This window comes from Nocardia sp. FBN12, assembly GCF_050320175.1.
Classification (GTDB): Bacteria; Actinomycetota; Actinomycetes; order Mycobacteriales; family Mycobacteriaceae; genus Nocardia.
This window is the reverse complement of the sequence record NZ_CP190048.1, coordinates 373,157-399,967: the sequence shown is the minus strand read 5'-3', so window position 1 is coordinate 399,967 and position 26,811 is coordinate 373,157. Positions and strand designations below refer to the sequence as shown.

Below are 26,811 nucleotides of genomic sequence, written 5' to 3'. Positions count from 1 at the left end.
AAATCGCACAGTCAGGAGCCCGCCCATGATCGCCACCCGCAACCTCGTCAAGGCCGCCGCACTACTCGGCGGCGCCGCCGTGATCACCGCCACGGTGACCGGCGTCGCCGCCGCCGACCCGGGCAGCCGACCCGGCGACGGCCGAGCGACCACGATCATCTGCACCGCGCCCGGGGGCACCGACGTGCCAGGACCGCCCCCGCTGACCATCGAGCCGGATACCCACTTCGAGCACGTCGTTCCCGGCCGGCCGGGCGAGCAGCCCCGTCAGCTGCGCATCGAACGCGCGGTGCCGGGCAACCCCGCACCCCACATGGACGGAACGGTGGAATGCCGGCAGATCGACCCCGACGGTGACCGCGTCGTCGTCCCTGCGCCCGGCGGTTTCGGCGATGTCGTCCCGGGCAGCGGCTCGGCCGACAGCCGGCCCGCACAGCCCTTCTGACCAGCGATAACAACGGACATCACTAGGGTGAGTGCATGACGGGACAGCAGATCTTGGTCGTCGACGACGAGGTCCGCGTGCTCGCGTCGCTGCGGCGCGGCCTCGAACTCTCGGGCTTCGAGGTGATCACCGCGCCCGACGGCGCCCGCGCACTCACCCTGGTGGGTTCCGCCGTTCCCGCCGCGATGGTGCTCGATGTGAACATGCCCGAGCTGGACGGTGTCGGCGTGGTCACCGCCCTGCGCGCGATGGGTAACGACATCCCCATCTGCGTGCTCAGCGCGCGCAGTGCCGTCACCGACCGGATCGCCGCGCTCGAGCGTGGCGCCGACGACTATCTGACCAAACCGTTCGATCTGGGCGAGCTGGTCGCGCGGCTGCACGCGCTGTTGCGGCGCAGGCCGGTCACCGTGGCGTCCTCGGCCGACACGATCCGAGTCGGCGCGGTGGTGATCGATCTGACCGGGCACCGGGTGCACGCGGGTTCGTCACCGGTAGACCTCACCAAGCGGGAATTCGAGCTGCTGGCGATGCTGGCGCGCAATGCGGGGATCGTGCTCGGGCGCGAGCAGATCCTGTCGACGGTGTGGGGCTACGACTTCACGACCGACACCAATGTGGTGGATGTGTTCGTGTCGTATCTGCGGCGCAAGCTGGAGGCCGACGGTGTCGCGCGGGTGCTGCACACCGTGCGCGGGGTCGGGTTCGTGCTGCGAGATCAGCCGTGAAGGCCTCGTGGTCGTTGCGGGTTCGGGTCGCGCTGGTATCTGCCGTGGTCGCCGCGATCGTGGCGGTCACCCTCGGTCTCACCTATGGCGCGCTGCTGAAGGTGGCGGGTACCAGCCAGCTCGATCAGACCGTATCCAGCATGCGGGTGCAGGTCGCGCAGCGCTTCGACGGTGATCTCGCGAATCCACCGTCCGATCCGGGGGCGCCGGCCGTGCCGGGGCCGCCGGTCCTCGCACCCCTGCAGCGCGAGCACACGATCGTGGTACCCGGCACCCCGCCGGACGAGTCGCTGGCGCAGGTGCAGGGCGCGCCCGGGCTGGTGGTGCGGCTCGATCCCGATCGCGAACTCGTCGACGCCGCCATCACCCGCAGCCAGCTGGTCGGCCTCGGCATCGGCGTGGCCGGAGTGCTCGTCGCGGCCGTATTGGGTTGGGTGCTGGCCGGATTCGCCGCGCGCCCGCTGCGCAGGCTCGCCACCGCCACCCATGAGATCGACACCCTCGACGAGTTGCCGCCGCTGTCCGGACGCGGCGCCAAGGAAGCCGAGGAACTCTCCGACGCGATCAACCGGATGCTGGCGCGCCTCGAGACCGCGCACGGTGAGACCCGCCAGGCGCTGGCCGGCGCCCGCGACTTCGCGGCCGTGTGCGCCCACGAACTGCGCACCCCGCTCACCGCCATGCGCACCGACCTCCAGGTGCTGGCAGGCACCGAATTGCCCGCCGACCAGCGCGGCGCCGTCCTGGCCGACGTGCTGGCCGCCGAGGGCCACATCGCGCGCACCCTCACCGATCTCGAACGCCTTGCCGTCGGCGAGCTCACCGATCAGGGCGCGTTCGAACCGTTCGAGCTGTGCGAAACCCTCGACCGCGCGGTGCAGAACGCGCGCCGCGCGAATCCCGGCGTCGACGTCACCCTCACCGCCTGCGACCCGGTTCCGGTGCACGGCTTGCCCGGCGGGATCATGCTGATCGTCACCAATGCCGTGGCCAACGCGGTGCTGCACGGGCACGCCACCGAGGTCGCCGTCGCGGCGCGAGCCACCGCCGAAGGCGCCGAGATCACCATCGACGACAACGGCGCGGGCATTCCGGAACACCTGTCGCCCACCGCTTTCGACCGTTTCGCCAAACGACCGGGCTCCCCCGGCTCCGGCCTCGGCCTCGCGCTGGTCCGCCAGCAGGCCGCATTGCATTCCGGCACAGCCGAACTCGACCACAGCCCGCTCGGCGGGGTCCGGCTGCGGGTGGAAATAGCTCAGGCGCCGATGAGCACCGGCGCCTGAGTTCGTGGTGGTGCCTACTTCTTCGGCTTGTCCGAGTCCGACGACAGCGCCGCCACGAAAGCTTCCTGAGGGACCTCGACGCGACCGATGGTCTTCATGCGCTTCTTGCCCTCCTTCTGCTTCTCGAGGAGCTTGCGCTTACGGCTGATATCGCCGCCGTAGCACTTGGCGAGCACGTCTTTACGGATCGCCCGAATGTTCTCGCGGGCAATGATCTTCGCGCCGATCGCGGCCTGGATCGGCACCTCGAACTGCTGACGCGGGATCAGTTCGCGCAGCTTGGTGGTCATCTTGTGACCGTAGGCCTGCGCGGCGTCGCGGTGCACGATCGCGCTGAACGCGTCAACCGCCTCGCCCTGCAGCAGGATGTCGACCTTCACCAGATCGGCTTCCTGCTCGCCCGCCTCTTCGTAATCGAGGCTGGCGTAGCCACGGGTACGCGACTTCAGCAGATCGAAGAAGTCGAAGATGATCTCGGCCATCGGCATCGTGTAGCGCAGCTCGACGCGGGTCTCGGACAGGTAGTCCATGCCGCCCAGCTCGCCACGACGCTGCTGACACAGCTCCATGATCGAGCCGATGAACTCGCTCGGCGAGATGACGGTGCACTTCACGATGGGTTCGTACACGTGCCGCGACTTACCCTCCGGCCAGTACGACGGGTTGGTGACGACGTGTTCGGTGCCGTCCTCCATCTCCACCCGGTACACCACGTTGGGCGCGGTGGAGATGAGCTCGAGACCGAACTCGCGCTGCAACCGCTCGCGGGTGATCTCCATGTGCAGCAGACCGAGGAACCCACAGCGGAAACCGAAGCCGAGCGCCACCGAGGTTTCCGGCTCGTAGGTGAGCGCGGCATCGTTGAGCTGCAGCTTGTCGAGCGCGTCGCGCAGATCCGGATAGTCGGAGCCGTCGACCGGGTACAGGCCGGAGTACACCATCGGGCGCGGCTCGCGGTAGCCGGTGAGGGCTTCGGTGGCGCCGTTGCGGGCGCTGGTGACGGTATCGCCGACCTTCGACTGACGCACATCCTTCACGCCGGTGATCAGGTAGCCGACCTCGCCGACGCCGAGTCCCTGGGTGGGCTTGGGTTCGGGCGAGACGATGCCGACCTCGAGCAGCTCGTGGGTCGCGCCGGTCGACATCATCTTGATCTTCTCGCGCGGCGAGATCTTGCCGTCGACCACGCGGATGTAGGTGACCACGCCGCGGTAGGTGTCGTAGACCGAGTCGAAGATCATCGCGCGGGCCGGTGCGTCGGCGTCGCCGACGGGCGCGGGGACTGCCTCGATCACCTTGTCCAGCAGTTCGGTCACACCGACGCCGGTCTTGCCCGAGACGCGCAGCACGTCTTCGGGCTCGCACCCGACGATGTGGGCCAGCTCGGCCGCGTAGCGATCGGGATCCGCGGCGGGCAGGTCGATCTTGTTCAGCACGGGAATGATCGTGAGATCCTTCTCCAGTGCCAGATACAGGTTGGCCAGGGTCTGCGCCTCGATGCCCTGTGCGGCGTCGACCAGCAGGATCGCGCCCTCACAGGCCTCGAGCGCGCGCGAGACCTCGTAGGTGAAGTCGACGTGGCCCGGGGTATCGATCAGGTGCAACACGTGGTCGGTGCCGTCGACCTGCCACGGCAGACGCACGTTCTGCGCCTTGATCGTGATGCCGCGCTCGCGCTCGATGTCCATCCTGTCCAGGTACTGGGCGCGCATAGCCCGATCCTCGACCACTCCGGTCAGCTGCAACATCCGATCGGCCAGGGTCGACTTGCCATGGTCGATGTGGGCGATGATGCAGAAGTTCCGGATCCGGGCAGGATCGGTGAACGTCGTATCGGCAAAACTGGAAGCCACTCCACTCCTCGCGGGGTATAGGCGAACTGGGCCCATCGTCCCATGCACGGACCCACGCCCTTGCCACCGGTGCGCCCGAGCGCGCGTCGACGTCACATTTCGCCGAACCGGTGCCCTGTCACGGGTGCACTCCCGGGGTGAGTCGGCGTTATATTTCACTTCATGGCCAGCAGTTGGAACAGTCTCGGCAAGCAGCTAGGCGTCATCGCCAAGGAGCAGGGGCCCAAAATCGTGCGCAAGCAGGGGCCGCGACTGCTCGAGAAGCTGGTGGACGCACTGTCGACCAAGCCCGGACCCGCCGTGGCGGTGCGCCCGACGGCCTCGACCCCCGTGCCGACCGCCCACCGCGCCCGCCAGATCGTCTACTGCCCGCAGCTCGACGGGCGCGCGGACCCCGGCGAGATCGTATGGACCTGGGTGCCGTTCGAGGAGGATCCGACCAATGGCAAGGACCGGCCGGTGCTGGTGGTCGGGCGCGACCGCAAGACCCTGCTCGGGCTGATGCTGTCGTCCAAGGCCGACCGCGCCCACGACCGCAACTGGGTGGGGATCGGCAGCGGACCGTGGGATCACGACGGCAGGCCGAGCTGGGTGCGCCTCGACCGGGTGCTCGACGTGCCGGAGGACGGCATCCGGCGCGAGGGCGCGATCGTCGAACGCAAGACCTTCGACCTGGTCGCGCACCGGTTGGTCGCCGAATACAGCTGGAGCTGAACAACATCGAACCCCGATCCGAACACCTCGGATCGGGGTTCGATTGTTCGGTCCTAGGTGTGCACGTCCTTGGACCGGCCGAAGATCAGCCCGTAGAGCAGTGCCCCCAGCGCGCCGCCGATCAGCGGGAACACGATGAACGCCCACACCTGCCCCATCGCCCCGTCCTGATAGGGCGCGACGCCGAGGCTGCGCGCCGGATTCACCGAGGTGTTGTCGATCGGCAGCGAGACCAGGTAGATCACCGTGAGCGTGACCCCGATCGAGAGTCCGGCCAGCGGCACATCGGAGATCTGATCGGTCGAAGCCAGCACCACGAACACCAGCAGCGCGGTGAGCATCACCTCGATGATGATGGTGGCGGCCAAGCCGTAGCCGTTCTGCAGGACGACCTCACCGAGCGGCCCCCTCACCGCCGACGGACTGTGCGCGCCCCAGCCGTTGGCGCCGAGGCCGTCGACGGGACGGTCGTAGGCGGGCAGATTGTTGGCCAACGCGAACAGCACGAGCCCGGCGAGGAACGCGCCGACGAGCTGCGCGATGACGTAACCGACCGCCCCGATCGCGCTGATCCGCCCGAGCAGCATGTGCCCGAGCGTGACAGCCGGGTTGACATGGCAGCCCGAGATCGGCCCGATCGCGTAGACCAGAAACATCAGCGACAGTCCGAAGGCGAAGGCGACACCGAGCGGACCTACCCGATCACCCGCCAACACCATGGTGCCGACGCCACAGATCACGAGGATGAACGTGCCGAGCCCCTCGGCCGCCCACTTCTTCGGCTCGGGGACGACGTCGATTTCGGCGATTTCCTGTGCAGTGGGAGACATCGGCTGCCACCTCTCCGGGAGGAATCATCCCCGCGGGGAGCGGGGTCCGCACGAGCCTCTCGGACATTACGCGAGGCGGGTGACCTCCACAACGACCTCGAGGTCCGTCGAGCCGCCGCCGGAGAACACGCCTTTCAGCGGCGGCACGTCGGCGTAGTCACGACCGACGCCCACCGACACGTGCTGTTCGTTGACGGCGAGGTTGTTGGTCGGGTCGTATCCCCACCACTGCCCGGTCCACGCCTCGATCCACGCGTGCGACTGGCCCGCCACCGTCTCGCCGATCTGCGCACCCGGCTTGGGGTGCAGATATCCCGACACGTAGCGACTGGGAATTCCCATGCTGCGCAACAACACCAGCGTCAGGTGCGCGTAGTCCTGGCACACGCCGCGCCGCTCGGCGAAGGCCTGCAGGGCCGAGGTGTGCACCGAGGTCGTGCCCGCGATGTAGTCCATCTCCTTGTGCACCCACTCGGCCGCGCGCACCACCGCCTTGGCGGGCTCCTCCCCACGCGAGAGCTGACGCGCCACGGTCGACAGTTTGCGATCGCGCGGGACATACGCGGTGGGACTGAGCATTTCGTCGAACCGGTCGATCACCCGCCCGCCCGAGAGCTCGTCCCAGCTCAGTTCCTCGGTGGGTTCGGCGAACGGCTCGGTCTCGACCACCGACGAGCCGGTCACCTCGAGTTCGGTGTGCGGTGCGTGCAGGTCGAAGGCGGTGACCGCGGTGCCCCAGTAATCGGTGTAGCGGTAAGCCCTTGTGGCGGGCACGGTTTCGACGCGATTGAGGATCACGTTCTGTCTGCTGTCGGCGCGCGGGGTGAGCCTGGCCTCGTTGAACGACCGCGTCACGGGCGCGTCGTAGACATAACCGGTGGTGTGCACCACCCTGATCCGCCAACTCATAGCTCTCCCTCTACCTGCACGCGGCTGTCCTGCTTGCTGCGCACATCGGTCCACGCCACCCACGGGGCGGCGTGGAAGTACTGGCGTGACACGGCTTCACTGAGCTCACGGCACGATTTCTGCAGTGCGAGCAGCCGGGCTTGCAGATCTTCCAACAACACTCCCGGCGGCAGGAATTCGAGTTCACTGCGGGCGCGTCCGAGCACCCGCTGCGCCTCGTGCCTGGCGCCGACGCGGCTGCCGGGTCGCTGATCGAGCTCGGTCAGGCAGGCCTCGGCTACGCGCAGCGTGTGGAATACCGAACGCGGGAACAGGCGGTCGATCAGGATGAACTCGGCGACCCTGGCAGCGTCGAGGGCACCGCGATGGGTGCGCAGGTAGGTGTCGTGCGCGCCCGCCGAACGCAACACCGTCACCCAGGCGGGTGAGGAGGTCTTGTCGCCGGCACGCGAGAGCAGCAGGCGCACCATCATGTCCACGCGTTCGATGGACCGGCCGAGTAGCAGGAAGCGGTAGCCGTCGTCGCGGCTCAGGGTCGAGTCGGTCAGTCCGGTGAACATCGCCGCCCGGCCCTTGATGTAGGAGAAGAACTCGTGCGGGCCCAGCCCACGCGCGGCACGCTCGGCCGCGGCCATGCCGTTGTAGGTGGCATTGAGGCACTCCCACATCTCACTCGAGGTGACTTCGCGTGCGCCGCGGGCATTCTCGCGGGCTTTGGTGATGGAGTCACTGATCGAGACGCCGTGGTCGTGGCTGTAGGCGACGAGATCGGTGACCGACCACACGTCCAAGCTCAGGCCCTCCGGTGGTTCGATCCCGAGCACCTTGAGCAGCACGCGCGACGTGCGGTCCGCGTCGACGGTGGCATCTTCGAGCAGTTGATGCACCGCCACATCCAGAATGCGCGCTGTGTCGTCGGCGCGCTCGACGTATCGGCCGATCCAGTAGTAGGGATTCGGCGTTTCGAGCAAGCATGTCTCTAGTCCCCGATCAACCGCTGTGTCTGCTGCTGTTGCTGCTGTTGCTGATTGGCCTGCGGTGTGCTGAGTTCGCGGCCGAGTTCGAACGAATCCGCTTGCGGCGGTTCGCTGACCAGTTCGGGTCCGGCCAGTTCCCGATCGACCGAACCCGCGCGCCCGGCCAGCACCCAGGTGTCCTTGCTGCCGCCACCCTGACTGGAGTTCACCACCAGCGAGCCCTCCGGCAGCGCGACCCGGGTGAGACCGCCTGGTAGCACCCAGATGTCGTCACCATCATTGACCGCGAACGGGCGCAGGTCCACGTGGCGGGGGGCGAGATCGTCACCGATCTTGGTCGGCACCGTCGAGAGCTGCACCACCGGCTGGGCGATCCAGCCGCGCGGGTCGGCCTTGATCTTGCGCTTGATCGCGTCCAGCTCGCGCGGCGACGCGTCGGGCCCGATCACGATGCCGTAGCCGCCGGACCCTTCGACCGGTTTGACCACCAGTTCGCCGACCCGGTCGAGCACTTCCTCGCGTTCGTCGTCGAGCCAGCAGCGGAAGGTGTCGACATTGGGCAGGATCGGCTTCTCACCGAGGTAGTACTCGATGATCTTGGGCACGTAGGTGTAGATGAGTTTGTCGTCGCCGACGCCGTTGCCGACCGCGCTCGAGATCACCACGTTGCCCGCCCGGGCGGCGTTGAGCACGCCGGCGACGCCGAGCACGGAGTCGGGGCGGAAGTGCATCGGGTCGAGGAAGGTGTCGTCGATGCGCCGGTAGATCACGTCGACCTGACGCTCGCCCGCGGTCGTGCGCATGTAGACGACGTTGTCGCGGCAGAACAGGTCGCGACCCTCGACCAGCTCCACACCCATCTGCCTGGCCAGCAGCGAATGCTCGAAGTAGGCGGAGTTGTGCACACCCGGCGTGAGCACCACCACTGTGGGGTCGACCTCGTTGGGCGCGGCCGAGGCTCGCAGCGCGCGTAGCAGGTGGCCGGGATAGTCGCCCACCGCGCGGACCCGGTGCGAGGAGAACAGGTCGGGGAAGACCCTGGCCATCGTGCGCCGGTTCTCCATCACATAGGAGACGCCCGACGGCGAGCGCAGGTTGTCCTCGAGTACCCGGAAGTCGCCCTTCTCGTCGCGGACCAGGTCGATGCCGGAGACGTGGATGCGCACGCCGTTGGGTGGCACCAGCCCGGCGGCCTCGCGATGGAAGTGTTCACACGAGGTCACGAGGCGCTTGGGGATGACCTGATCGCGCAGGATGTTCTGTTCGCCGTAGACGTCGGCCAGGAACAGCTCCATCGCGGTGACCCGCTGTTTGATGCCGCGCTCGAGCTTGGCCCACTCCGCGGCGGCGATCACCCGGGGCACCAGGTCCAGCGGGAACGGCCGCTCCTGACCCGACAGGGAGAAGGTGATGCCCTGGTCGATGAACGCGCGGTCCAGGGCATCGGAGCGTTTGGCCAGGTCGTCGACGTCGTTGGCCGCCATCGCGGCGTGGATGCCCTTGTACGGCGCGCGCACCTTTCCCGACCCGTCGAACATCTCGTCGAACGCGTCGGCGAAGCGGCCCGGCCCGTATCCCTCGAACAAACCGGTGTGCGTGGAAGCCGGTAACCCGTTCGTTCTCACCAAGGCCGGTGATGCAGATCGAGCCGAACCCGGCGCAGTGGTGGAGGTCATGACAAAAACTGTGCATCACCCGGCAGCAGGGTCGTGTGTGACACAGGTAAATTCTTCGCATCACCTGAAACGGGTGAAATCGGCGTCGCCTCCCCGGTCGGCCGGATGAGGGCCGATTTCGCCGGGGCGGTGCCGAGCTGGTAACCTCGATCTTCGGCGCGGTGTTACCTGTAGTTCAGCACCAACTGCTGCATCGTGGGCGCGCGCCCGACGAGCTTTCAAGGAATACCACCCAGCGACAGGAAACCAGAGGATACAGGCGTGGCCAACATCAAGTCTCAGATGAAGCGGATCCGTACCAACGAGGAAGCGCGTCAGCGTAACCAGTCGGTCAAGTCCGCGCTGCGCACCGCGATCCGCAACTTCCGTGAAGCTGCCTCCAGCGGTGACAAGGAAAAGGCTGCTCAGCAGCTGCAGTTCGCGAGCCGCAAGCTCGACAAGGCCGCGTCCAAGGGCGTCATCCACGCCAACCAGGCGGCCAACAAGAAGTCCGCGCTCGCGCTGGCTCTGAACAAGATCTGATTCCCGGCGAGCCTGGTGCTCGCTGGCAATACTTCGCAAGACGCAGCCGCCGTGGCCTCGATGACCACGGCGGCTTTTGTCGTTCCCTTCGAGGGGCTACCATTCGCGCCATGTTGACGGTGTACGCGAATCAGACGGTGGTACGAGGCGATGACCTGGCCGAGGTGATCCGCGCGGCGGAGATCCTGGGTATCGGTCTCAAGGTCGAAAATGTGATGGTGCCCGACGAGGACGGTGGCTACGGCGCCGCCTGGATCGTCACCCGTGAGGACGAGGTTCCCCTGTACGACGAGTGGGAAGGCCGCTACGACGATCTGGACGACGACGAGGACGCGGATGTCTCGCTCGTCATCGCGGGCGAGTAGCTAGTTCACGCAGGGCACCTGCCCCGAGGTGATGTCGCTGCGGACCGGCTTGCCCGCGTCGGGAGTCTCCGGCTCCGATGCGGTCGTGCTGGTCTGCCAGGCGCCCGCTGTCGACTCCGCCGACCAGGCGGCCGGGGGCTCGGTGCGTTGTCCGGTGCGCTTGGTGGTGGAGGCCGGAACCGGCATGCCGAAGGCCGCGGCGATCTCGCGGCGGATCGCCGCCCGGTCCACGATGTTCACATCCTGGCCATTGATCACGTCGTAGCGCAGCACCGGCAGGGTGCGGAATTCGACCTGTGGATCGTCGGCGTTGCCGAGGGTGCGGACGAACTCGGTCATGTTCCAGCCATCCGACAGCACGATATTGCGATGTGCCACGTCCATCAGTGCCGAGAGTTTGCCCGCGTCGGTGAGGGTGCCCGCACTGCGGAGCTGCCGGGCCACCGAGGTCAAGAACGCCTGCTGACGGTGGGTTCGGTCCAGGTCACCGTTCTCCAGTCCGTGCCGTTGCCGGACGAAGGCCAGTGCCTGGGCGGGATTCAGGTGCTGGCGGCCCGCGGGGAAATCGGCGCCGGAGTACGCCTCGTCGCGGACCGGGGAGTTCAAGCAGACTTCCACCCCGCCCAGCGCGGCGGCCAGGTCGTAGAACCCTGCGAGGGTGACCTCGGCGAACCTGTCGATCGGCACTCCGGTCAGATCGCGGACCGCCGCCACGGTCGAGGCCCGCCCCGCCTCCCTGCCCGCCTGTTCCAGCTTCCGCTGATCGGTGACTCCCCGCGCGATCAGCTGGTCCTGCACGGCCGCCTTCCTCAGCCCGTACGCCTCCTTGATCTTGGCGTGGGTGTAGCCGGGGATGCCGCGCACCGGCACATAGTCGTCGCGAGGGATGGATACCGCGACGATCTTGTTCATCGCGGCCGGAATATGCACCAGGATCAGGGTATTGGCGTTGTACCCGCCCTCGTCGCCGTCACCCGCGTGCAGTTGATCGAGGACCTCGGCCGGCAGTTCGTTGCCGTTCTGATCGCGCCGGGTATCCAACCCGATCAACAGGATATTGAGATCACCCCCGAGCGAATGCGGAGCGTCGTCCCCGATCGCCCCCGACCGCAGGAACCCCGCATCGAAGCTCCCCGCCGTCGACCACCCATACGCCGTCACCACCACTACCGCGGCCGACAAGAGGGCCGCGACCACCTTCACTACTTGCCTCGCGACGCGCCCCGCCGAACCCCGACCGCGTCGACCGCGCCCGCCTTGTCCGTTCCGGTGACCCGTCGGCTCAACCATCGCATGATCAACTGTGCCAGCCGTGACAGCGAACAGACATCGCGATTCGATCCCGATTGGATGGAGGTGCGGCGCGCCTCATCAGTGGGGACGGGTGCCGAGGTCCTGCGAAATCCGCAGCGGAGCTGTCCGGTCCTGCACCGCGAACTGGCGCACGCCGACCGCAACGGTACAGACCCGCGCCTGGTTCAGCCGGTGGCGCGGAGATCGAGGATGCGGGCGAGGGCGTGCTCCACGGCGTAGGTGGCGTCGGCGGCGCCACCTTTGACGTCGGCGTTGAGGGTGGCTACTACCTGGAGGGCGGTGCCGATGGTGGTGGGATTCCAGCCGCGGGCTTGGGCTTGGGCCTTTTTGATCTTCCAAGGGGGCATGCCGAGTTTTTGGGCGAGGGCGAACGGGTCGCCGCGGCCTGCTGAACCGACCTTGGCGATGGTGTGCACGGAGTCGGCGAGGGCATCGGCCAGGAGAACGTGCGGGACACCGCGGTCGGTGGCCCAGCGCAAAGCCTCCATCGCGCCGGGTCGATCGCCTGCCACGGCGAGGTCGGCAACGTCGAAGCCGGTGACCTCCGCTCGGCCGGAGTAGTAGCGGCGAACCGCGTTCGCATCGACCTTGCCACCGGTGTCGGACACCAATTGCGAACAGGCGGCGGCCAATTCGCGCAGTTCCGAACCGACGGATTCGAGCAGCACCTGAACCACCTCGGTCGGCACCTTGACGCCGAGGGACCGGAACTCGCCACGCACGAACTCCACCCGCTCGGCACCCTTGTTGAGCTTGGCGCACTCGTGGACGGTCGCGCCCTTCTTCTGCAACGCGGGCGCCAGTGCCTTGGCCCGCCCGCCGCCCGAATGCAGGACCATCAGCACCACACCGTCGGGCGGATCGGCCGCCGCCTCGGTGATCACCGCGACCGCGTCCTTGCCTGCCTCCGCCGCCGACTCCAGCACGATTACCCGGTCTTCGGCGAACAGCGACGGGCTGAGCAACTCCGCCAGCTCCGCGGTGCTGGCATCGCCGGCACGCAATCTGTCGACCGGCACCGAATCCGGGTCGGGCGCACAGGCCCGCACCTGCGCGGTCACCTTCGCAACCGCACGTTCGACCAGCAGTTCCTCGTCTCCGAGGACCAGATGCACCGAGGCAGGGCGTTCGCTCACCTCCGCGATCCTACGTACGCCCACCGACAACCGGACACGCGCGGCCTTCCCGCGCCGGACCCGTCGACGGACCCGTCGACGGGTCGTCACAGTTCGCAGGTCGGCGGCGGTCCCCACGATCACGACATCACCGTCGAGGTCGGTCCGAGCCACCGTGGTGCCGAGCGTGGCAAGGGTGGTGGTCACTGTGGGGTGCGGATGACCGAAGGTGTTACCTGCCCCGGCGCTGACCAAGGCCAGACGTGGACCGACGGCACGCAGGAATTCCGGTGTGGTGGTGCGTGATCCGTGATGCGGCACCTTGAGGATGTCGGCCCGGACATCGCCACCGCGCACCATTCGCCCCTGCGCCTCGGCCTCGATGTCACCGGTGAACAGGATCGTTCCGGCCGGCGTCCGGGCCCGCATCACCAGTGACCGATCGTTGGCCTCGTCCGCGGCCAGCGAACCAGGCACCGCGCGGCTCGGCGCCAGCACCCGCAAACCGACTGTGCCGAACGTCATTTCGTGCCCGGCGAAGAGCTCCATCAGCGGGATCCCGGCCGCACCGGCGAGCTCCGCCACCCGTTCGACCCCACCGGTGTCATCGCTGTGACCGTGCGACTCCCGCTGTGCAACGCCATGTTCCGGTGGCGTCACCTCAGGCATCGGAGCCCGCTCCCCCGGTGTTCCACTCGGACACACCGAGTTATCTCCCGTCGGCCGAGGCTCTGCACCCACGCTCGATTGCCACGCCCTAGAGGATGATCCAGCGACCCCGGCGCGGTGCGACGACTCCACTCCGTTCTCGTGGTCCGGCGACGAGCCGATCTCCTGGGTGAGGCGCGTCGGACTCGTGGCGGAGTTCGCGGACGTTCGGTTCGCCGCCGCGCATGTGCTGGCGATCGCTGAGCGGAGTTCGCCTGGCGCGGTGGCTATCGCGTCGACGGTACGGCCGCGGAGGGCGCCGGCGAGCCCGTTGATGTGATCGGCATGGGGATGGGTGAGCACGAGGAGCGGGATGTGGGTGATTTCCAGGCGGTCCAGACAGGTCCGAATCGGGCGTGGGTCGGGGCCGACGTCGATGACGACCGCGGCAGCCGGGGCGACTGACAAGACCAATCCATCCCCCTGGCCGACGTCGCACATCGCGAGCACCCAGCCCGACGGCGGCCAACCCGGCTGCAAGAAGCGGACCGGAACCAGCACGATGGACACGCCCAGTGCTGCCACCGCCAGGAGCCTGCGGGTGTGCGACCAGCGCAGTGCCGCCACGACCCCGACGACTACCACCGTCGCGGCCCCACCGCCGACCGCGCCGCCCGGCACCGTCATCGTGGCGCCTGGCACGGCGGCCGCACGATCCGCGACGCCGAGCAACCACCACATCGGTGGCCGAGCGCACCACAGCACCCACACCGCGGCATCGCCCCACGCACAGGCCACGACCGCGCCCACCGCCCCGATCACCGTGATCAGCCCGACGACCGGTGCGACAAGCGCATTCGCCACGATCGCGACCAGGCTCACCCGTCCCGACAACGCGACCATCAGCGGCACGGTGACGACGAAGGCGGCCGCCGACACCGCGACGATCTCCGCTGGTGCGCGCCACCAACCGCGCGCCCGCAACCAGTCCGCCCAGCTCGGCGCGAGCAGGATGAGGCCGGCCGTGGCAAGCACCGACAGTGCGAATCCGGCGCTCACGGCCAATTGCGGTGCGACAGCGAGCAATCCGATCACCGCCGCGCACAGTGCGGGTAGCGCCTGTTTTCGCCTGCCGGTGAGCAGGGCAAGCACCGTCACCGAACCCATCGCCGCCGCGCGCAGCACACTCGGGTCGGGACGCGCGATCACCACGAACAACCCGACCACCACCGCGGCCGCCGCGGCACTGGTCCGTGGACCGGCGGTGAGCAGTCGGGCGAGCGCGAGCAGCGCAGTCAGGATTATGGTGAAATTCGCGCCGCTGACTACGCACAGATGTTGCAGGCCAGCGATTTCGAACGCATCGCGCACATCGTCGGGCAATGCGGCGGTATCGCCGACGACGAGTGCGGGCAGCAGCCCCGCGGCGTCCGGCGGGAGTGCCCGAGCTGAGGCGTCGGCCAGATCCGATCGCACACTTGCGGCCATCCGCTGCCACCACGGCGGCGCACCGATCCGCTTCGGTGCATCAGTGGTGTTCAAGGTAGCCACCGTCAGGTCGGCACGGTTCGGTTCACGCACCTGCGCCCGGAACCGCACCATCTGTCCAGGCGACAGCTCGGCCCATTCACTGCCCTGCGCGAGCACCACAATCGATCCGCCGGCCCGCGTCCACGCCTGGCCCTGTCCGAATTCGCGCAGATCCGCACGGACAATCCACCGACGTTCGCCACCGAATCCACCGGCGCGCATGGGTTTCGCATCGTCGGTGACCACCGCGCGCACGTGTACCGACCGCCCGAACGACTCTCGCAGTGGGTGCGACCGCACATGATGCTCCTGCCAAGCACCCGCTGCCGCGAAGCCTGCCCCGAGCAGCATCGTCGCCAACCCGGCCACCGCGACAACCCGCCACCGCTCCCGCCGATGCGCCATCGCCCACAGCAACACCACCCACAGCCCGATCGCCACCACCACGGCACCAACCGCCACCACCAGTCCCGCGACCCACCCCACGGTCACCGCGACGATCGTCGCCGCCCAACACCCGAGCGCTGCAGGTACCAGCCGCATGTCCAGTACCTGCGGCTTCGACTCCTCCGCTTCCGGCTCCTCCCGTACTGCTCCCTCGCCCGGCGCTGCTCTCATCCGCCGGCCAGGTCGTCACGTCTGTGCGTGCCGCTGTCCGTATTCCCCGTGGCCACGTCCGCAGGGCACTGCATTTCGCCGAGTCCGTTCGCACATGCCGGGCGGGTGTCCCCCGATGCCGACGCGCAGTCGTCCACCGCTCCCTCGGATCGGTCTGTGGTGCGCCGACTTTCCTTCCTCGCGCATGGCCACACCGGGCAGTTCATGCGGTCACCTCCGCGAACGCGACCGTCCGGTTGCCATTGATTGCGGTGCACCGGACTTCGTACTGGGTGTTACGCCACGGCGGAGGGATCATGTCGTCACCAGGTCGCGCAGTTTGGCCAAGCGAGCCGGGCCGATGCCGTCTACCTCGCCGAGTTGGGCGACATCGGTGAAGCGGCCGTTGGTGGTGCGCCACGCGAGGATCGCTGTCGCGGTGACCGGGCCTACGCCGGGCAGGGCGTCCAATTCGGCTTCGGTCGCGGTGTTCAGATCGACGCGGGAATTGCCGGGCGCGGCACCGGCGCTGGTGCTCGAACCCACCGTGCTCGAACCCGCGGGCTTCGAAGGCGAGGTGTTCGAGCCTGCGGTACTCGACGGAGTCGCCGGTGGACGGCCCGCGCCGATCATGATGCTGCCGACGCGTGGTTGGCCGGACTGTGGGTCGGTCGCTCCGACGACGACTTGGTCGCCGTCCGCGAGTCGTTGAGCCAGATTCAGGCCTGCCAGGTCGGCACCTTCCCGGATACCGCCTGCCTTCTCCAAGGCGTCGGCAATCCGCGAGCCGTCCGGCAATCTGTGCAGCCCGGCGCTTTCGACCAAGCCGACCACACTGACAACGACATCGGCGCTCGGGGACGGGCCCTGCCCGGATATCGCCGCGACCACGGCAGTCGGTCCTGGCTGTACCGCAGCACTCTCCGCCCGCAGCACCGGCACCGGCACCGGCGGCACCGCACGCGCCACCGGCTGATCGCGCAGCACCATCACACCGGTCAGCACCACAGCGATAACCCCGACCAGGCCGAGCACCAGCGCACCGCGTCGGCCCGGATCCAGCCGCGCTTCCCGAAAGCGCTCGGGCACCAGCCGGTTTCGCCGTCCCGTTCCACCACCTTCGAGCCACCCTGGTGTCCCCACCGCACCAGGTGGTCCCGACGACGGTGCGAGTTCGTCGTCGTCCCAATGCCCTTCGCCATCATCAGAGTCCGAAGCGCTGTTCCCGTCCGCCATCCCGGACTCGCGCAGCGGTCGGCTGCTCGGTCGTGCTCGCTCGCGGACCGCCAGACCACCCAGCCGCTGCCGTACTCGCTCGTGCTCTTCGTGTCGTGACATGGCAGCGACGCTATGCCTGCGCCGACCGAGCGAACACGCGCCGACCTGGCCTCCGAAGAAACCTGTGGATAACTCCGACCCTGTGGATAACTCACCCTTCAGGCGCCATCGAGCCCGGAATCGGCCTGCCCGAATAGATACCGTGCGCTCATGACCGGATCGAAGTACTCATGGACGTATGGGACTCGCACAACGATTCCGCGACTTCGCACTTCGCGAAGCACGCGACAATTCCCCGCTGTATCACCAGCGCGCACTGGACATCAGCACGGACCAGGACGTACTGGCGCTGATCGCCCAGTTGCCCACGGACAAGCAGCAACCCAACCTGGTCCTGGCTGCCGCGCGAGTGAACGGCGCGATCGCGGTTCCCTACAGCGAGTTCCGCGATCAGCTGCGCGAGAACTGGTCGGCGATCTCGGCGACCGCGCTGCGTCGGCGGACGCAGACGAACGAGGCGGGCCGGGCAGCCACCTTGCTGCCGGCACTGGCACTTCTACCTGGACCACTGTCACTCATCGAGGTCGGAGCCTCGGCCGGACTGTGCCTGTATCCGGATCGTTTCAGCTATCGCTACGGCAGTGCCGCGCTCGATCCTTCCGACGGCCGGTCACCGGTCGTGCTGACCTGCAAGACAACCGGGGCGGTACCGATCCCGGACCGGCTCCCCCGAATCGTCCATCGCGCGGGCGTCGATCTGAACCCGCTCGATCCCGGCGACAGCGACGACCGGCAATGGCTGTCCGCGCTCGTCTGGCCGGGTCAGGGCGAGCGGCTGTCGCGGCTGAACGCGGCCTGCGAGATCGCCGCGGCGGATCCACCGACCATCGTCACCGGCGATCTGAACGAGAAGATCACCGAACTGGTACACGCGGCACCGCGCGACAGCACCGTGGTGGTGTTCCACAGTGCTGTGCTCAGCTACCTCTCGCCCGAGGCGCGGGCGGACTTCCGCGCGACAGTGCGGGGCCTGCCCTGCCACTGGATTTCGCAGGAGGGCACCGGGGTACTCAGCTCGCTGGCCGACCGGCTGCCGCGACGCGAGAGCGTGGCGGCCCGGTTGGTGCTCGCTCTCGACGACGAGCCGTTGGCGTTCGCCGGGCCGCACGGCCAGTCGCTGGACTGGTTCGGCCCGGCGTAGCGACCTCAGATTCGGCGCATCACCGACACCACGCGACCCAGGATGACTGCCTCGTCGCCGTCGATCACGGAGTAGGCGGGGTTTCGCGGTTCGAGGTGGACGTGGCCGTTGCGGCGGCGATACACCTTGACCGTGGCTTCCTCGCCGATCATCGCGGCGACGATATCGCCGGAGTCGGCTTCGCGCTGACTGCGGATCACGACGAGATCGCCGTCGCAGATCGCCGCGTCGATCATCGAGTCACCGCGCACCCGGAGGCCGAAAACCTCGCCGCGGCCGACCAGTTCACGCGGGAGGGTCATGACGTCGTCGGGGTTGTGCTCGGCCAGGATCGGGGCACCCGCGGCGATGTCACCGACAACGGGCACCGATACCGAGGCGTCGGAATCGGCGGCGGGCGCGCCACGCAGGAACAGGCGCACGTCGATGGGACGGCCCATGGAGGCGGAGCGACGCAGGAAACCGTCCTCCTCCAAGGCCTTCAGGTGTTGAGAGACCGTGGATGTGGAGCGCAGGCCCACCGCGTCGGCGATCTCCCGCGTGCTCGGCGCGTAGCCGTTGGCCTGCACCGAATCCCTGATCACGGCGAGAATGTGTTGCCTGCGGGGAGGCAGGTTCGCGGCGTCGAGATAGTCGAAGTCGTCGTATCCGGTCATCGGGAAATCGTAGATCCCCCAGCGATCACGACTTCAGTGCAGGTTCCTCGCGCGCACCCGCATCACCAGCGTGCGGTTTGCCCTCAGCGAGATTCTGAGCCGCCGCGATCAGACACAGCCGCCCGGCAGTACCGCGACGCCGAGGGCGCCGACGCCCAGGTGCACACCGAGTGCGGGGCCGAACTCGGCGATGTACAGTTCTCGAACTTCCGGCAGCTGCTCACGCAGTTGTGCGGCGATGTTTGCGGCGGCCTCGGGGGCACCGAGATGCTGGATGCCCAGCGCCGCACCGTCGGACGCGGCCGCGTCCACCGCGGCGGCCACCAGCTTGGTGTAGGCGCGCGATCGGGTTCGCACCTTTTCGCGCATTTCGAGCTTGCCCTCCACCAATTGCAGCAGTGGCTTCGTCACCAGTTCGCTGCCGAAGAACGCGGCGGCACTGCTCAGCCTGCCGCCCTTGCGGAGTTGCTCGGTGCGGTTGACCAGGATGAACGTGCGCGACCGGGTCGCGGCCGACACCGCGCACTCGTAGACGTCGTCCAGCGCAGCACCGGCCATCGCCCTGCGGGCGGCCGCCAGCACCGGCAAGCCGGTGGCCAGGCCCGCGCCGAGCGAATCCACCACGCGCACACGGTCTTCGGCGCCCATGTCGCGCACCGCCTGGCGGCCCGATTCCCAGGTTGCCGACAGCAGGCGCGACAGGTGGACGGCCACGACACCGTCGCCGTCGCTGCGGGTCAACGCGTATTCGTAGGCTTCGCGCAGTTCACCGGGCGAGGCGGCCGAGGTGGTGACCGAGTCGGCGGTGTAGTCGATCTCGATCGGGTCGACGCCCTCGCGGATCTCCCGCTCACCGACGAGCACGTGCAACGGCACCACGTCGATACCGAGCTCGGCGACGAGGTCAGCGGACAACCCCGCCGCCGAATCGGTGACCACCACAACGGCCACGGACTACCGGACCTCCTGCAGCGCCTTGGTCATCGCCGTCGCGACCGCCGCGTGCCCGGCCCAGCCCCAGTGGATGCCGTCCGGGTTCGCGGACCCCGACTCGATGTCGTCGCGCACGGCCTCACCGAGGTCGACGAGCGGTACCGAGGTGCGACCGGACCACGCCTGCAAGGCCTTGACCGCCCGCGCCCTGCCCCGGTGCACTCGCCCGTAGGCGTCGCACTTGTGCACCGACGGCAGTACCGCGACAACCGGCAGCTCCGGACGCAGATGGTTCAACGCGGTACGCGACTGTTCCAGGTAGTCCACGCTCACCCGCGGCGGAAGGGCAACCGGGCGGCCGAGTTTCGACAGCTTGGGCTGCAACCAGTTGTAAGAAGCCCGCACGCCACGACGCAACCGCGGCGGACGGATGTAGCGGATCATTTCCCGCAGCGCGGTGGGCAGCGGGGACGGCAGGGTGTCCATACCGCCGACGGCGAACACGACCGCCCCGGCGCGGGGCACCGCGGCCCAGACCCGCGGATCTCCGATCAGCGCCCAGTAGGCATCGCGACAGGTCCAGCCGATCCGCGCGATCAGCTCGACATCCCAATCCAGTTCCGCGGCAACCATGTTCGGCCAGATCCGCGGATCGTCGGCGGGCAACCCACCCTTTGGCCCGTAGTAGGCGAGGGAATCGGCGATCACCAGCAGCACGGGTCGCGGTGCTGCGGACTCCACCGGCCTCGGCGAAACGGCTTCCTCGACGAGCACCGAACCGGCAGCGGCCTCAGCGACCGATTCACCTTGCGGTGCCTCGGGGTTCGCGGACACGTCGGCTACAAGATCGGTGTGCGCCGCAGACGAAGGCGCGAGCAAGGCGTCAGCGGAGCCCGCGTCCAGACCTACCGCGGAGGGCTCGACCTGAGCTCCTGCGTCGTTTGCGGAGTCGGCGGCAGCCGCCTCGCCGGCCGACAGAGTTTCGGAATCGTCGACAGAAGGAGCGACCTCGGCATCCGCGACAACCGGATCAGTCGTTCCCTGTCGGAGAACTTGTGGCGCAGCCGGATCGATCGATTCTGTGGCAACCGCGAACGACTCGGCGACCACCGCCGGATCGTCGACGGAGCTGCCGCTTTCGGAGACGACTTCGGCGGTATCCGCCGCAGGCTCTACGGTATCCACCTGCTTCTCGTCGGCCTCGCTCGCGACATCGTCACCGACCGAAGTCACCGCGCTGTCGGTGGCGTCGCCGTCGGCCACGGAATCGCCGTCGGCCGACGACGCGGAATCCGCTGTCGCCGAGCCGGACTCGACGGCATCCGCCGTCGAGCTGACCAGCTCGGGTTCCGGGGCGGCCGGCGGTGGAACCGGGCCGAACAGGGCATCGGGCAGCGATCGGGTGCTGCGCGCGGTGACCTGCTGGAAGAGTTCGTCCGGTACCGATCGGATCGGCTCCTCGCGCTCCGCGCGAGCGGGCCGAGCGGGTGGCGGACCGAAAAGCGCGTCCGGCAATTGCCGTCCGGCTTTGGCCGTCACCTGCTGGAACATCTCATCAGGTACCGATCGGACAGGCTCTTCATTGGACATCGGGAGCTACCTTCGCCGCTGCGTTCCAAACATCGAGGCGCCATCCGGGTCGGTCGATATCCGGGCCGTGACTGGAAAGCTGCACCCAGCTCGTATTGGCCAGCCCGCCGAGGGCAGGCCAGTTCTCCGGTGGCAGTTCCAGCAACGCGGCCGTCAGAGCAGCGATCAACCCGCCGTGCGCAACCAGGATGATAGTCCGACCGGGCCAATCCTGTCGCTCGTTGTAGAGTTCGCGCACCACAGGCAGCGACCGCGCACCGACCTCGAGCTTGCTCTCGCCGCCGGGCGGTGTGTAGGTGGCGTCGAGACGCCACTGCACACGCGCGCCGGGGTAGTCGGCGTCGACCTCGAGGTGGGTCAGGCCTTCCCAGTCACCGAGGTTGGTCTCGCGCAGCCGCGGATCGGTGATGACAGGCAGATCGGTGATGTCACCGAGCGCCTGCGCGGTTTCCTTGGCGCGCCGCAGATCGGAGGCGTGGATCGCGATGGAATTGCGTGAACCCAGTTCGCGCGCAGCCTCTTTGGCCTGCTGGCGACCGAGTTCGGTGAGATCGGTGTCGATCTGGCCCTGCATCCGGTCGGCGGCGTTCCATTCGGTCTGCCCGTGCCGCAACAGGATCAGGTTGCGCACATGGGCGTACTTGCTCACTCGCTGTCTGCCTCTACCTGCGCGTCGTCGTCGGCGGCCGGAGTCGGCAGTGCCGCGATGCCCTCGACGGGAACCGCCGGGCAGTCACGCCACAGGCGCTCGAGCGCGTAGAAGTTGCGCTCGTCGTTGTGCTGAACGTGCACGACGATGTCGACGTAGTCGAGCAGCGCCCAGCGTCCCTCGCGGGTGCCTTCGCGGCGGACCGGCTTGTGGCCTGCCTCGCGCAGCTTGTCCTCGATGTTGTCGACGATCGCGTTGACCTGGCGCTCGTTGGGCGCCGACGCGATCACGAAGCAGTCGGTGATCACCAGCTGTTCCGAGACGTCGAGAACGACGACATCGGTAGCGAGCTTGTCGTCGGCCGCGAGTGCCGCGACCGTGGCCATCTCGATGGCTTCGGTAGAGGCACTCATGCGGTCTCCTCCTGCTTGGTCAGAACCATGTGGCTCAACGTCAGCTACCTTCCGTTCCTGCGGGCACGTAGAGGTGCCGCTTCGATATGTACTGCACCACGCCATCAGGGACGAGGTACCAGACCGGTCGGCCGTCGGCGGCGCGGCGGCGGCATTCGCTCGACGAGATGGCCAGCGCGGGGATCTCGACCATCGTCACGGCGTCGGCGGGAAGGTCCCGCAGATGCTCCTCGAGATGATCGGTGTTGAGTTCGTAACCCGGTCGGCTCACCCCGACGAACTTCGCCAGTTCGAACAGTTCGGTCCAATCCTGCCATGTCAGGATGTTGGCCAGCGCGTCCGCACCGGTGATGAAGTACAGCTCCGCGTCGGGGTGGGTGTTCTGCATCTCCCGCAGGGTGTCGACGGTGTAGGTGACCTTGTTGCGTTCGATGTCGGCCCGGCTGACCGAGAACCTCGGGTTGGACGCGGTGGCGATGACCGTCATCAGATAGCGGTCCTCGGCGGGGCTGACCTGCTTGTTGACCTTCTGCCACGGCTGCCCGGTCGGCACGAAGATCACTTCGTCGAGCTCGAACCGGTTCGCGACCTCGCTCGCCGCGACCAGGTGGCCGTGGTGGATCGGGTCGAAGGTGCCGCCCATGACACCGAGCTTGCGGCGCGGCCGAGCTGTTTCGTGCATGAGGTCTGAGCTTAATCCGGGCGCCTGGATCGGGGCGGACCGGACTACTGCGCGACATCACGGTGCTCGTGCGGCGCCGACGTCTGCGCACACATCTGCGCGAATTGCGCGCGGGTGGTCTTCAGCTCTTCGACCAGGTGTGCTGCCGGGTCAGCGGCGACCCGGCGATCGAGTTCGGTCAGCAACACCTTGATCGTCACCCACCATGGCCCGCGCACCCGTCCCCGCGGTCCGCGCAGCTGTAGCCAGGCAGCGGCGCGCAGGCAGCGGGCCCGCGGCACGATCTTGTCCTGTTCGCCCCACAGCCCCGCGGCGCGCAGGTAGCCGCCGAGCGCCTCGGATTCCTGTCCGCAGCACTCGCGGGCGACCGCGGCCGACCACACCAGGTCGGCGTGGTGGCGGCGCTGTGCGGGCGAGCCGGCGATCAGCCGCGCCGCCTCGGCGAACTGCCAGGCGGCCTGGCGGTAGCGGCCGAGGTGGTTCAGCGATTCGGCGAACTGGGCGCGAACCAGCGCGAGTTCGGCGGGTGGGTAGCCGACGGGTCCGGTCAGCAGTGGGCGGTCGAATGCCGCGACCGCCCGCGCGTGCTTGCCTGCCCGATGCCACGCGCGACCCGCGACCAGCCACAGGTGGACCGCGTCGGCCGGGGAGATCGGCTGCCAGCACGCGGCGGCCGAGGCGGCGGCTCGGGCGACATCACGGTCTCGACCCGGCTGGGCGGCGACGGCGGTGACCAACTGGGTGCGCATCGCGGCGAGCTCTCGTCCACCCAGCTCACCGGCACCGACGACGAGCGCCCTGCGCAGCTGTTCCTCCGCCGCGGCGGGCGCGTCCACCAGTCGCGCCGCGGCGACCCCGGCCAGACGCCGCGCCGTGCGCGCCCCCGAACCGGGCGCGAGCTGCGGAGATTCGGCACCTGGTGAGCTGTCGACGACCGCCATGGATGACCGGGCAGCGGAGTCATTCCCGGAACCGGGCGAAGCGCGTCGCGAGGCGCCTTCCGGGGAGGCCGCCTCCCACCAGTCGACAGGTCGACCTTCCACCGAGTCGGCCGGGGTGCCGCCTACGGCGATGGGCTCGCCGTAGGAGCGATCGTTCTCGAGCGGATCGGTCACCGGGTGGACCGCGCCCAGCCGGCGAGCGCACGGCCCGACCGCACCATCTCGACATCCGATATCCGTCGATCGGATCGCTCGTCGTCGCGCGACGCCCCTGCCAGCATGGGCGTGATCTTGGTAGCCGCGCCATGTGAGGCGCTTAACGTCGGCTGAAGTGGTCAGGCGGTGGGGCGTTTCGACTTCGGGAGTTTGGCGACGACCGCGTCGTAGGAGGCGTCGATCAGTTCGCGGAGCTCGTCGTCGGGCACCGCGCCGCCGACGCGGATGCTGTTCCAGCCGTAGCGGCCGATGTAGGCCGACACGGTGACATCGTCGGGGTACACAGTGACCAGTTCGTCGGCTTCGGTGCGGTCGCGGCCGCATTTGAGGCCGATCGATGTGCCCGCGCCGAGGAAGGCGAAGATCTTGTCACCGACCTTGGCGACGGTGTCGCCCTCCCACGGCTCGTCTTCCCAGGCACCGGGTTTGGCCAGGCAGTAGGCCAGCACGTCCACACTCATCCTCGAAGCTCCTTCAGACGGGCAACAGTCGGGAGACCACCTCGGTCAGCTGCCGAGCAGATCGGCATTCGTGCATCTCGATCACCGAACCGTACTCGTGAGCCGCCGAATCGCCTGTCCCCCATAGATTTTTGGGCTCGGGGTTGAGCCAGTGCGCGTGCCGGGCGGTGCCGACCAGTTCACGCAGAGTGTCGAGTCGCGGATTGCGGTAGTTGGTGCGGCCGTCGCCGAGGACGAGCAGCGAGCTACGGCTGGTGACGGCTTCGCCGAAGTTCTCGGCGAAGCTGGTCAGCGCGTAGCCGTAGTCGGAGTGGCCGTCGGCGTCGATGATGCGCGACTCGGTGAAGATCCGGGTCATCACGTCGTCGAGGCCCGCGTACGGCTCGAAGAAGCTGGTGACTTCGTCGGTGCGGTCGACGAACGCGAAGATCCGCACCCGCGAGAACTGCTCGCGCAGCGCGCTCATCAGCAGCAGGGTGAAATTGCTGAACCCGGCCACCGAGCCCGAGATATCGCACAGCAGCACCAGTTCCGGGCGACCGGGGCGAGGTTTGCGGTTCACCAGGTCGATCGGCACGCCACCGGTGGACATCGAGGCACGCAAGGTCTTGCGCAGATCGATCTCGCCGCGCCGGGCTCGTTTGCGCCGCACCGCCAGCCGGGAGGCCAGGATTCGAGCCAAACGCTGGGTGCCGCGCCGCAATTCGGTGAGCTCGCGTTCGGAAGCGCGTAAGAAGTCGGCGTCCTCGGCCTGGCGGGCGACGCCGTAGGTCGCGACGCGTTCGCGTCCGATCTGTTCGGCCACGCGCCGGTTGGTCTCGGCTTCCACGCTCGCCCGGAACCCCGCGATGCGTTCCCTGGCGACGCGGCGCGCCACCTCGGTGTCGCGCTCGCTCGCGTCCGCCGGCAGGGCAAGGCCCGCCAGCACCTTGGCCAGCAAGGTCTGTGGCGCAAGATCTTTGAGTGCCTGGTACGCGGAGAAGGATGGTCCGCGCGCGGACTGGTACTGCCCGAGCTGCTCGACGACCTGTCCGGCCAACATCTGCAACTGCTCGCCACCATCCTCGGCGGCGAGCATCTCGGCGAGTTGCGCACGGAGGGCGGCCAGGTCGATCTGACCGTCGGGGGTGCGTGGCAGGTCCGGCGCCGCGGCGGTGCGATCGCCCACGGCGACGGGGAACCATAGGTCGAACAGACCGTCGAAGGTGGCGCGATGGGTGGGCCTGCGCAGCAGCGCACAAGCCAGCCCCTCACGCACCGCCTCGCGATCGAGCAGATCCAGCACAGTCAAGACCCGGCCCGCGTCGACGGTTTCCGAGGGCCCGACCGGCACCCCACGGGCCCGGAGCGCACCGACGAAACCGGCGACGTGGCCACCGATTCCATGTGGTGCCGGCGCAGTCACGGTCAGGCCAGCTTCAGCTCGGCCAGCGCGCGCTGGTGATCGCTGCGGTGCTTGAGCACCACGCCGAGCGTGGCGCGCACGGTCGCGTCGTCCAGGTCCGCGGCGCCGAGCGCGAGCAAGGTGTTGCCCCAGTCGATGGTCTCGGCGACCGAGGGCAGCTTCTTGAGCTGCATACCGCGCAGCACGTGCACGACCCGCACCAGTTGCTCGCCCACAGTGCTGGGGAGTTCCGGTACACGGCTGGCCAGGATGCGGCGCTCGAGGTCTTCGTCGGGGAAATCGAGGTGCAGGTACAGGCAGCGGCGTTTGAGCGCCTCCGACAGTTCCCTGGTGGCGTTCGAGGTGAGCACCACGAACGGCTTGCGGGTGGCGGTGATGGTGCCCAGTTCGGGCACGGTCACCGCGAAATCGCTGAGTACCTCGAGCAGCAAGCCCTCGATCTCGACGTCGGCCTTGTCGGTCTCATCGATCAGCAGCACCGTCGGCTCGGTGCGGCGGATGGCGGTGAGCAACGGGCGCGAGAGCAGGAATTCCTCGGTGAAGACGTCGGCTTTGGTTTCGGCCCAATCGTTTTCACTCGACGCCTGGATGCGCAGGATCTGCTTGGCGTGGTTCCACTCGTAGAGCGCGCGTGCCTCGTCGACGCCCTCGTAGCACTGCAGGCGCACCAGTTCGGCGTCGGCGACCTGGGCCACCGCGCGCGACAGCTCGGTCTTGCCGACACCGGCCGGGCCTTCGATGAGCAGCGGTTTGCCAAGCCGATCGGCGAGGAAGACCGACGTGGCCGTTGCCTTGTCGGCCAGGTAGCCGGTGGTGGCGAGCCGGTCGATGACATCGTCGACCGAGGAGAAGATCGGTTCCTGTACGAGAGCCATGA

General features: G+C 68.2%; 24 protein-coding genes and 2 pseudogenes. 7 read left to right on the top strand and 19 right to left on the bottom strand.

Annotation, left to right across the window (positions count from 1 at the left end):
- The first annotated feature begins 25 nt into the window (after positions 1 to 25).
- The 3 genes from ACQHI0_RS02160 to ACQHI0_RS02150 are packed head-to-tail and all read left to right on the top strand — an operon-like array spanning position 26 to position 2,459.
- On the top strand, positions 26 to 445 hold the full coding sequence (locus tag ACQHI0_RS02160) for a hypothetical protein (protein WP_427906260.1): 420 nt from the start codon (positions 26 to 28) through the stop codon (positions 443 to 445).
- Positions 446 to 480: 35 nt separating this feature from the next.
- Entirely contained in the window at positions 481 to 1,173 is a 693-nt protein-coding gene (locus tag ACQHI0_RS02155) for a response regulator transcription factor (protein WP_427906259.1), read from the top strand.
- Positions 1,170 to 2,459 carry a HAMP domain-containing sensor histidine kinase gene (locus tag ACQHI0_RS02150; RefSeq protein WP_427906258.1) on the top strand — a complete coding sequence of 430 codons (1,290 nt, stop codon included), beginning with the start codon at positions 1,170 to 1,172 and terminating at the stop codon, positions 2,457 to 2,459. The genes ACQHI0_RS02155 and ACQHI0_RS02150 overlap by 4 nt, the downstream gene beginning before the upstream one ends.
- 14 nt (positions 2,460 to 2,473) lie before the next feature.
- On the opposite strand, the gene lepA is transcribed toward ACQHI0_RS02150, so the two are convergent.
- Entirely contained in the window at positions 2,474 to 4,348 is a 1,875-nt protein-coding gene (gene lepA, locus ACQHI0_RS02145) for a translation elongation factor 4 (RefSeq protein ID WP_427906257.1), read from the bottom strand.
- 126 nt (positions 4,349 to 4,474) lie between these two features.
- Here lepA and ACQHI0_RS02140 point away from each other — a divergent pair, with 126 nt between their 5' ends.
- The gene (locus ACQHI0_RS02140; protein WP_427906256.1) at positions 4,475 to 5,026 is read left to right on the top strand and encodes a type II toxin-antitoxin system PemK/MazF family toxin; all 552 of its coding nucleotides are present in this window, start codon (positions 4,475 to 4,477) and stop codon (positions 5,024 to 5,026) included.
- A gap of 53 nt (positions 5,027 to 5,079) precedes the next feature.
- Here the strand turns inward: ACQHI0_RS02140 and ACQHI0_RS02135 are convergent, their stop codons facing one another.
- The 4 genes and pseudogenes from ACQHI0_RS02135 to ACQHI0_RS02120 form a co-directional block, all read right to left on the bottom strand.
- The gene (locus ACQHI0_RS02135) at positions 5,080 to 5,856 is read right to left on the bottom strand and encodes an aquaporin (RefSeq protein ID WP_427906255.1); all 777 of its coding nucleotides are present in this window, start codon (positions 5,854 to 5,856) and stop codon (positions 5,080 to 5,082) included.
- Between the two features lie 66 nt (positions 5,857 to 5,922).
- Positions 5,923 to 6,765 carry a transglutaminase family protein gene (locus tag ACQHI0_RS02130; protein ID WP_427906254.1) on the bottom strand — a complete coding sequence of 281 codons (843 nt, stop codon included), beginning with the start codon at positions 6,763 to 6,765 and terminating at the stop codon, positions 5,923 to 5,925.
- Positions 6,762 to 7,740, bottom strand: a pseudogene (locus ACQHI0_RS02125) (alpha-E domain-containing protein). Before ACQHI0_RS02125 ends, ACQHI0_RS02130 begins: the two are co-directional and overlap by 4 nt.
- 4 nt (positions 7,741 to 7,744) lie before the next feature.
- Positions 7,745 to 9,418 (bottom strand): circularly permuted type 2 ATP-grasp protein, encoded by a 1,674-nt coding sequence (locus tag ACQHI0_RS02120; RefSeq protein WP_427906253.1) that lies wholly within the window; start codon positions 9,416 to 9,418, stop codon positions 7,745 to 7,747.
- 261 nt (positions 9,419 to 9,679) lie between these two features.
- On the opposite strand from ACQHI0_RS02120, the gene rpsT reads away from it, so the two are divergent.
- Complete coding sequence (rpsT, locus tag ACQHI0_RS02115) at positions 9,680 to 9,940, top strand: 30S ribosomal protein S20 (protein WP_266298552.1); 261 nt, start codon at positions 9,680 to 9,682, stop codon at positions 9,938 to 9,940.
- A 110-nt stretch (positions 9,941 to 10,050) separates the two neighbouring features.
- The gene (locus ACQHI0_RS02110; protein WP_427906252.1) at positions 10,051 to 10,305 is read left to right on the top strand and encodes a hypothetical protein; all 255 of its coding nucleotides are present in this window, start codon (positions 10,051 to 10,053) and stop codon (positions 10,303 to 10,305) included.
- Here ACQHI0_RS02110 and ACQHI0_RS02105 read toward each other — a convergent pair whose 3' ends face one another.
- The 4 genes and pseudogenes from ACQHI0_RS02105 to ACQHI0_RS02090 all read right to left on the bottom strand — a co-directional run bounded on the left by ACQHI0_RS02105 (position 10,306) and on the right by ACQHI0_RS02090 (position 16,847).
- On the bottom strand, positions 10,306 to 11,502 hold the full coding sequence (locus tag ACQHI0_RS02105; RefSeq protein WP_427906251.1) for an LCP family protein: 1,197 nt from the start codon (positions 11,500 to 11,502) through the stop codon (positions 10,306 to 10,308).
- Between the two features lie 281 nt (positions 11,503 to 11,783).
- On the bottom strand, positions 11,784 to 12,755 hold the full coding sequence (gene holA / locus ACQHI0_RS02100) for a DNA polymerase III subunit delta (RefSeq protein ID WP_427909050.1): 972 nt from the start codon (positions 12,753 to 12,755) through the stop codon (positions 11,784 to 11,786).
- Between the two features lie 948 nt (positions 12,756 to 13,703).
- A pseudogene (locus tag ACQHI0_RS02095) lies at positions 13,704 to 15,455 on the bottom strand (ComEC/Rec2 family competence protein); the annotation flags it as partial.
- A gap of 369 nt (positions 15,456 to 15,824) precedes the next feature.
- On the bottom strand, positions 15,825 to 16,847 hold the full coding sequence (locus tag ACQHI0_RS02090) for a ComEA family DNA-binding protein (protein WP_427906250.1): 1,023 nt from the start codon (positions 16,845 to 16,847) through the stop codon (positions 15,825 to 15,827).
- Positions 16,848 to 17,025: 178 nt separating this feature from the next.
- Here ACQHI0_RS02090 and ACQHI0_RS02085 point away from each other — a divergent pair, with 178 nt between their 5' ends.
- The gene (locus ACQHI0_RS02085; RefSeq protein WP_427906249.1) at positions 17,026 to 17,988 is read left to right on the top strand and encodes a DUF2332 domain-containing protein; all 963 of its coding nucleotides are present in this window, start codon (positions 17,026 to 17,028) and stop codon (positions 17,986 to 17,988) included.
- A 5-nt stretch (positions 17,989 to 17,993) separates the two neighbouring features.
- Here the strand turns inward: ACQHI0_RS02085 and lexA are convergent, their stop codons facing one another.
- The 10 genes from lexA to ACQHI0_RS02035 all read right to left on the bottom strand — a co-directional run bounded on the left by lexA (position 17,994) and on the right by ACQHI0_RS02035 (position 26,809).
- Positions 17,994 to 18,644: a transcriptional repressor LexA gene (lexA, locus tag ACQHI0_RS02080; RefSeq protein ID WP_427906248.1), complete on the bottom strand. Its 651-nt coding sequence runs from the start codon at positions 18,642 to 18,644 to the stop codon at positions 17,994 to 17,996.
- A 108-nt stretch (positions 18,645 to 18,752) separates the two neighbouring features.
- Complete coding sequence (locus tag ACQHI0_RS02075; protein ID WP_427906247.1) at positions 18,753 to 19,595, bottom strand: DegV family protein; 843 nt, start codon at positions 19,593 to 19,595, stop codon at positions 18,753 to 18,755.
- Between the two features lie 3 nt (positions 19,596 to 19,598).
- Positions 19,599 to 21,167, bottom strand: a complete 1,569-nt coding sequence (octT, locus tag ACQHI0_RS02070) for a diglucosylglycerate octanoyltransferase (protein WP_427906246.1) — start codon at positions 21,165 to 21,167, stop codon at positions 19,599 to 19,601.
- On the bottom strand, positions 21,157 to 21,816 hold the full coding sequence (locus ACQHI0_RS02065) for a histidine phosphatase family protein (protein WP_427906245.1): 660 nt from the start codon (positions 21,814 to 21,816) through the stop codon (positions 21,157 to 21,159). The genes octT and ACQHI0_RS02065 overlap by 11 nt, the downstream gene beginning before the upstream one ends.
- The gene (rsfS, locus tag ACQHI0_RS02060; RefSeq protein WP_427906244.1) at positions 21,813 to 22,229 is read right to left on the bottom strand and encodes a ribosome silencing factor; all 417 of its coding nucleotides are present in this window, start codon (positions 22,227 to 22,229) and stop codon (positions 21,813 to 21,815) included. The genes ACQHI0_RS02065 and rsfS overlap by 4 nt, the downstream gene beginning before the upstream one ends.
- A 40-nt stretch (positions 22,230 to 22,269) precedes the next feature.
- Positions 22,270 to 22,911, bottom strand: a complete 642-nt coding sequence (gene nadD / locus ACQHI0_RS02055) for a nicotinate-nucleotide adenylyltransferase (RefSeq protein WP_056821473.1) — start codon at positions 22,909 to 22,911, stop codon at positions 22,270 to 22,272.
- A gap of 44 nt (positions 22,912 to 22,955) precedes the next feature.
- Complete coding sequence (locus ACQHI0_RS02050; RefSeq protein WP_427906243.1) at positions 22,956 to 24,026, bottom strand: hypothetical protein; 1,071 nt, start codon at positions 24,024 to 24,026, stop codon at positions 22,956 to 22,958.
- Between the two features lie 161 nt (positions 24,027 to 24,187).
- On the bottom strand, positions 24,188 to 24,529 hold the full coding sequence (locus ACQHI0_RS02045; RefSeq protein WP_427906242.1) for an MmcQ/YjbR family DNA-binding protein: 342 nt from the start codon (positions 24,527 to 24,529) through the stop codon (positions 24,188 to 24,190).
- 13 nt (positions 24,530 to 24,542) lie between these two features.
- A complete protein-coding gene (locus ACQHI0_RS02040) occupies positions 24,543 to 25,940 on the bottom strand; it encodes a vWA domain-containing protein (RefSeq protein ID WP_427909049.1) in 1,398 nt (465 codons plus the stop codon).
- A complete protein-coding gene (locus ACQHI0_RS02035; RefSeq protein WP_427906241.1) occupies positions 25,937 to 26,809 on the bottom strand; it encodes an AAA family ATPase in 873 nt (290 codons plus the stop codon). The genes ACQHI0_RS02040 and ACQHI0_RS02035 overlap by 4 nt, the downstream gene beginning before the upstream one ends.
- Between the last annotated feature and the right edge of the window lie 2 nt (positions 26,810 to 26,811).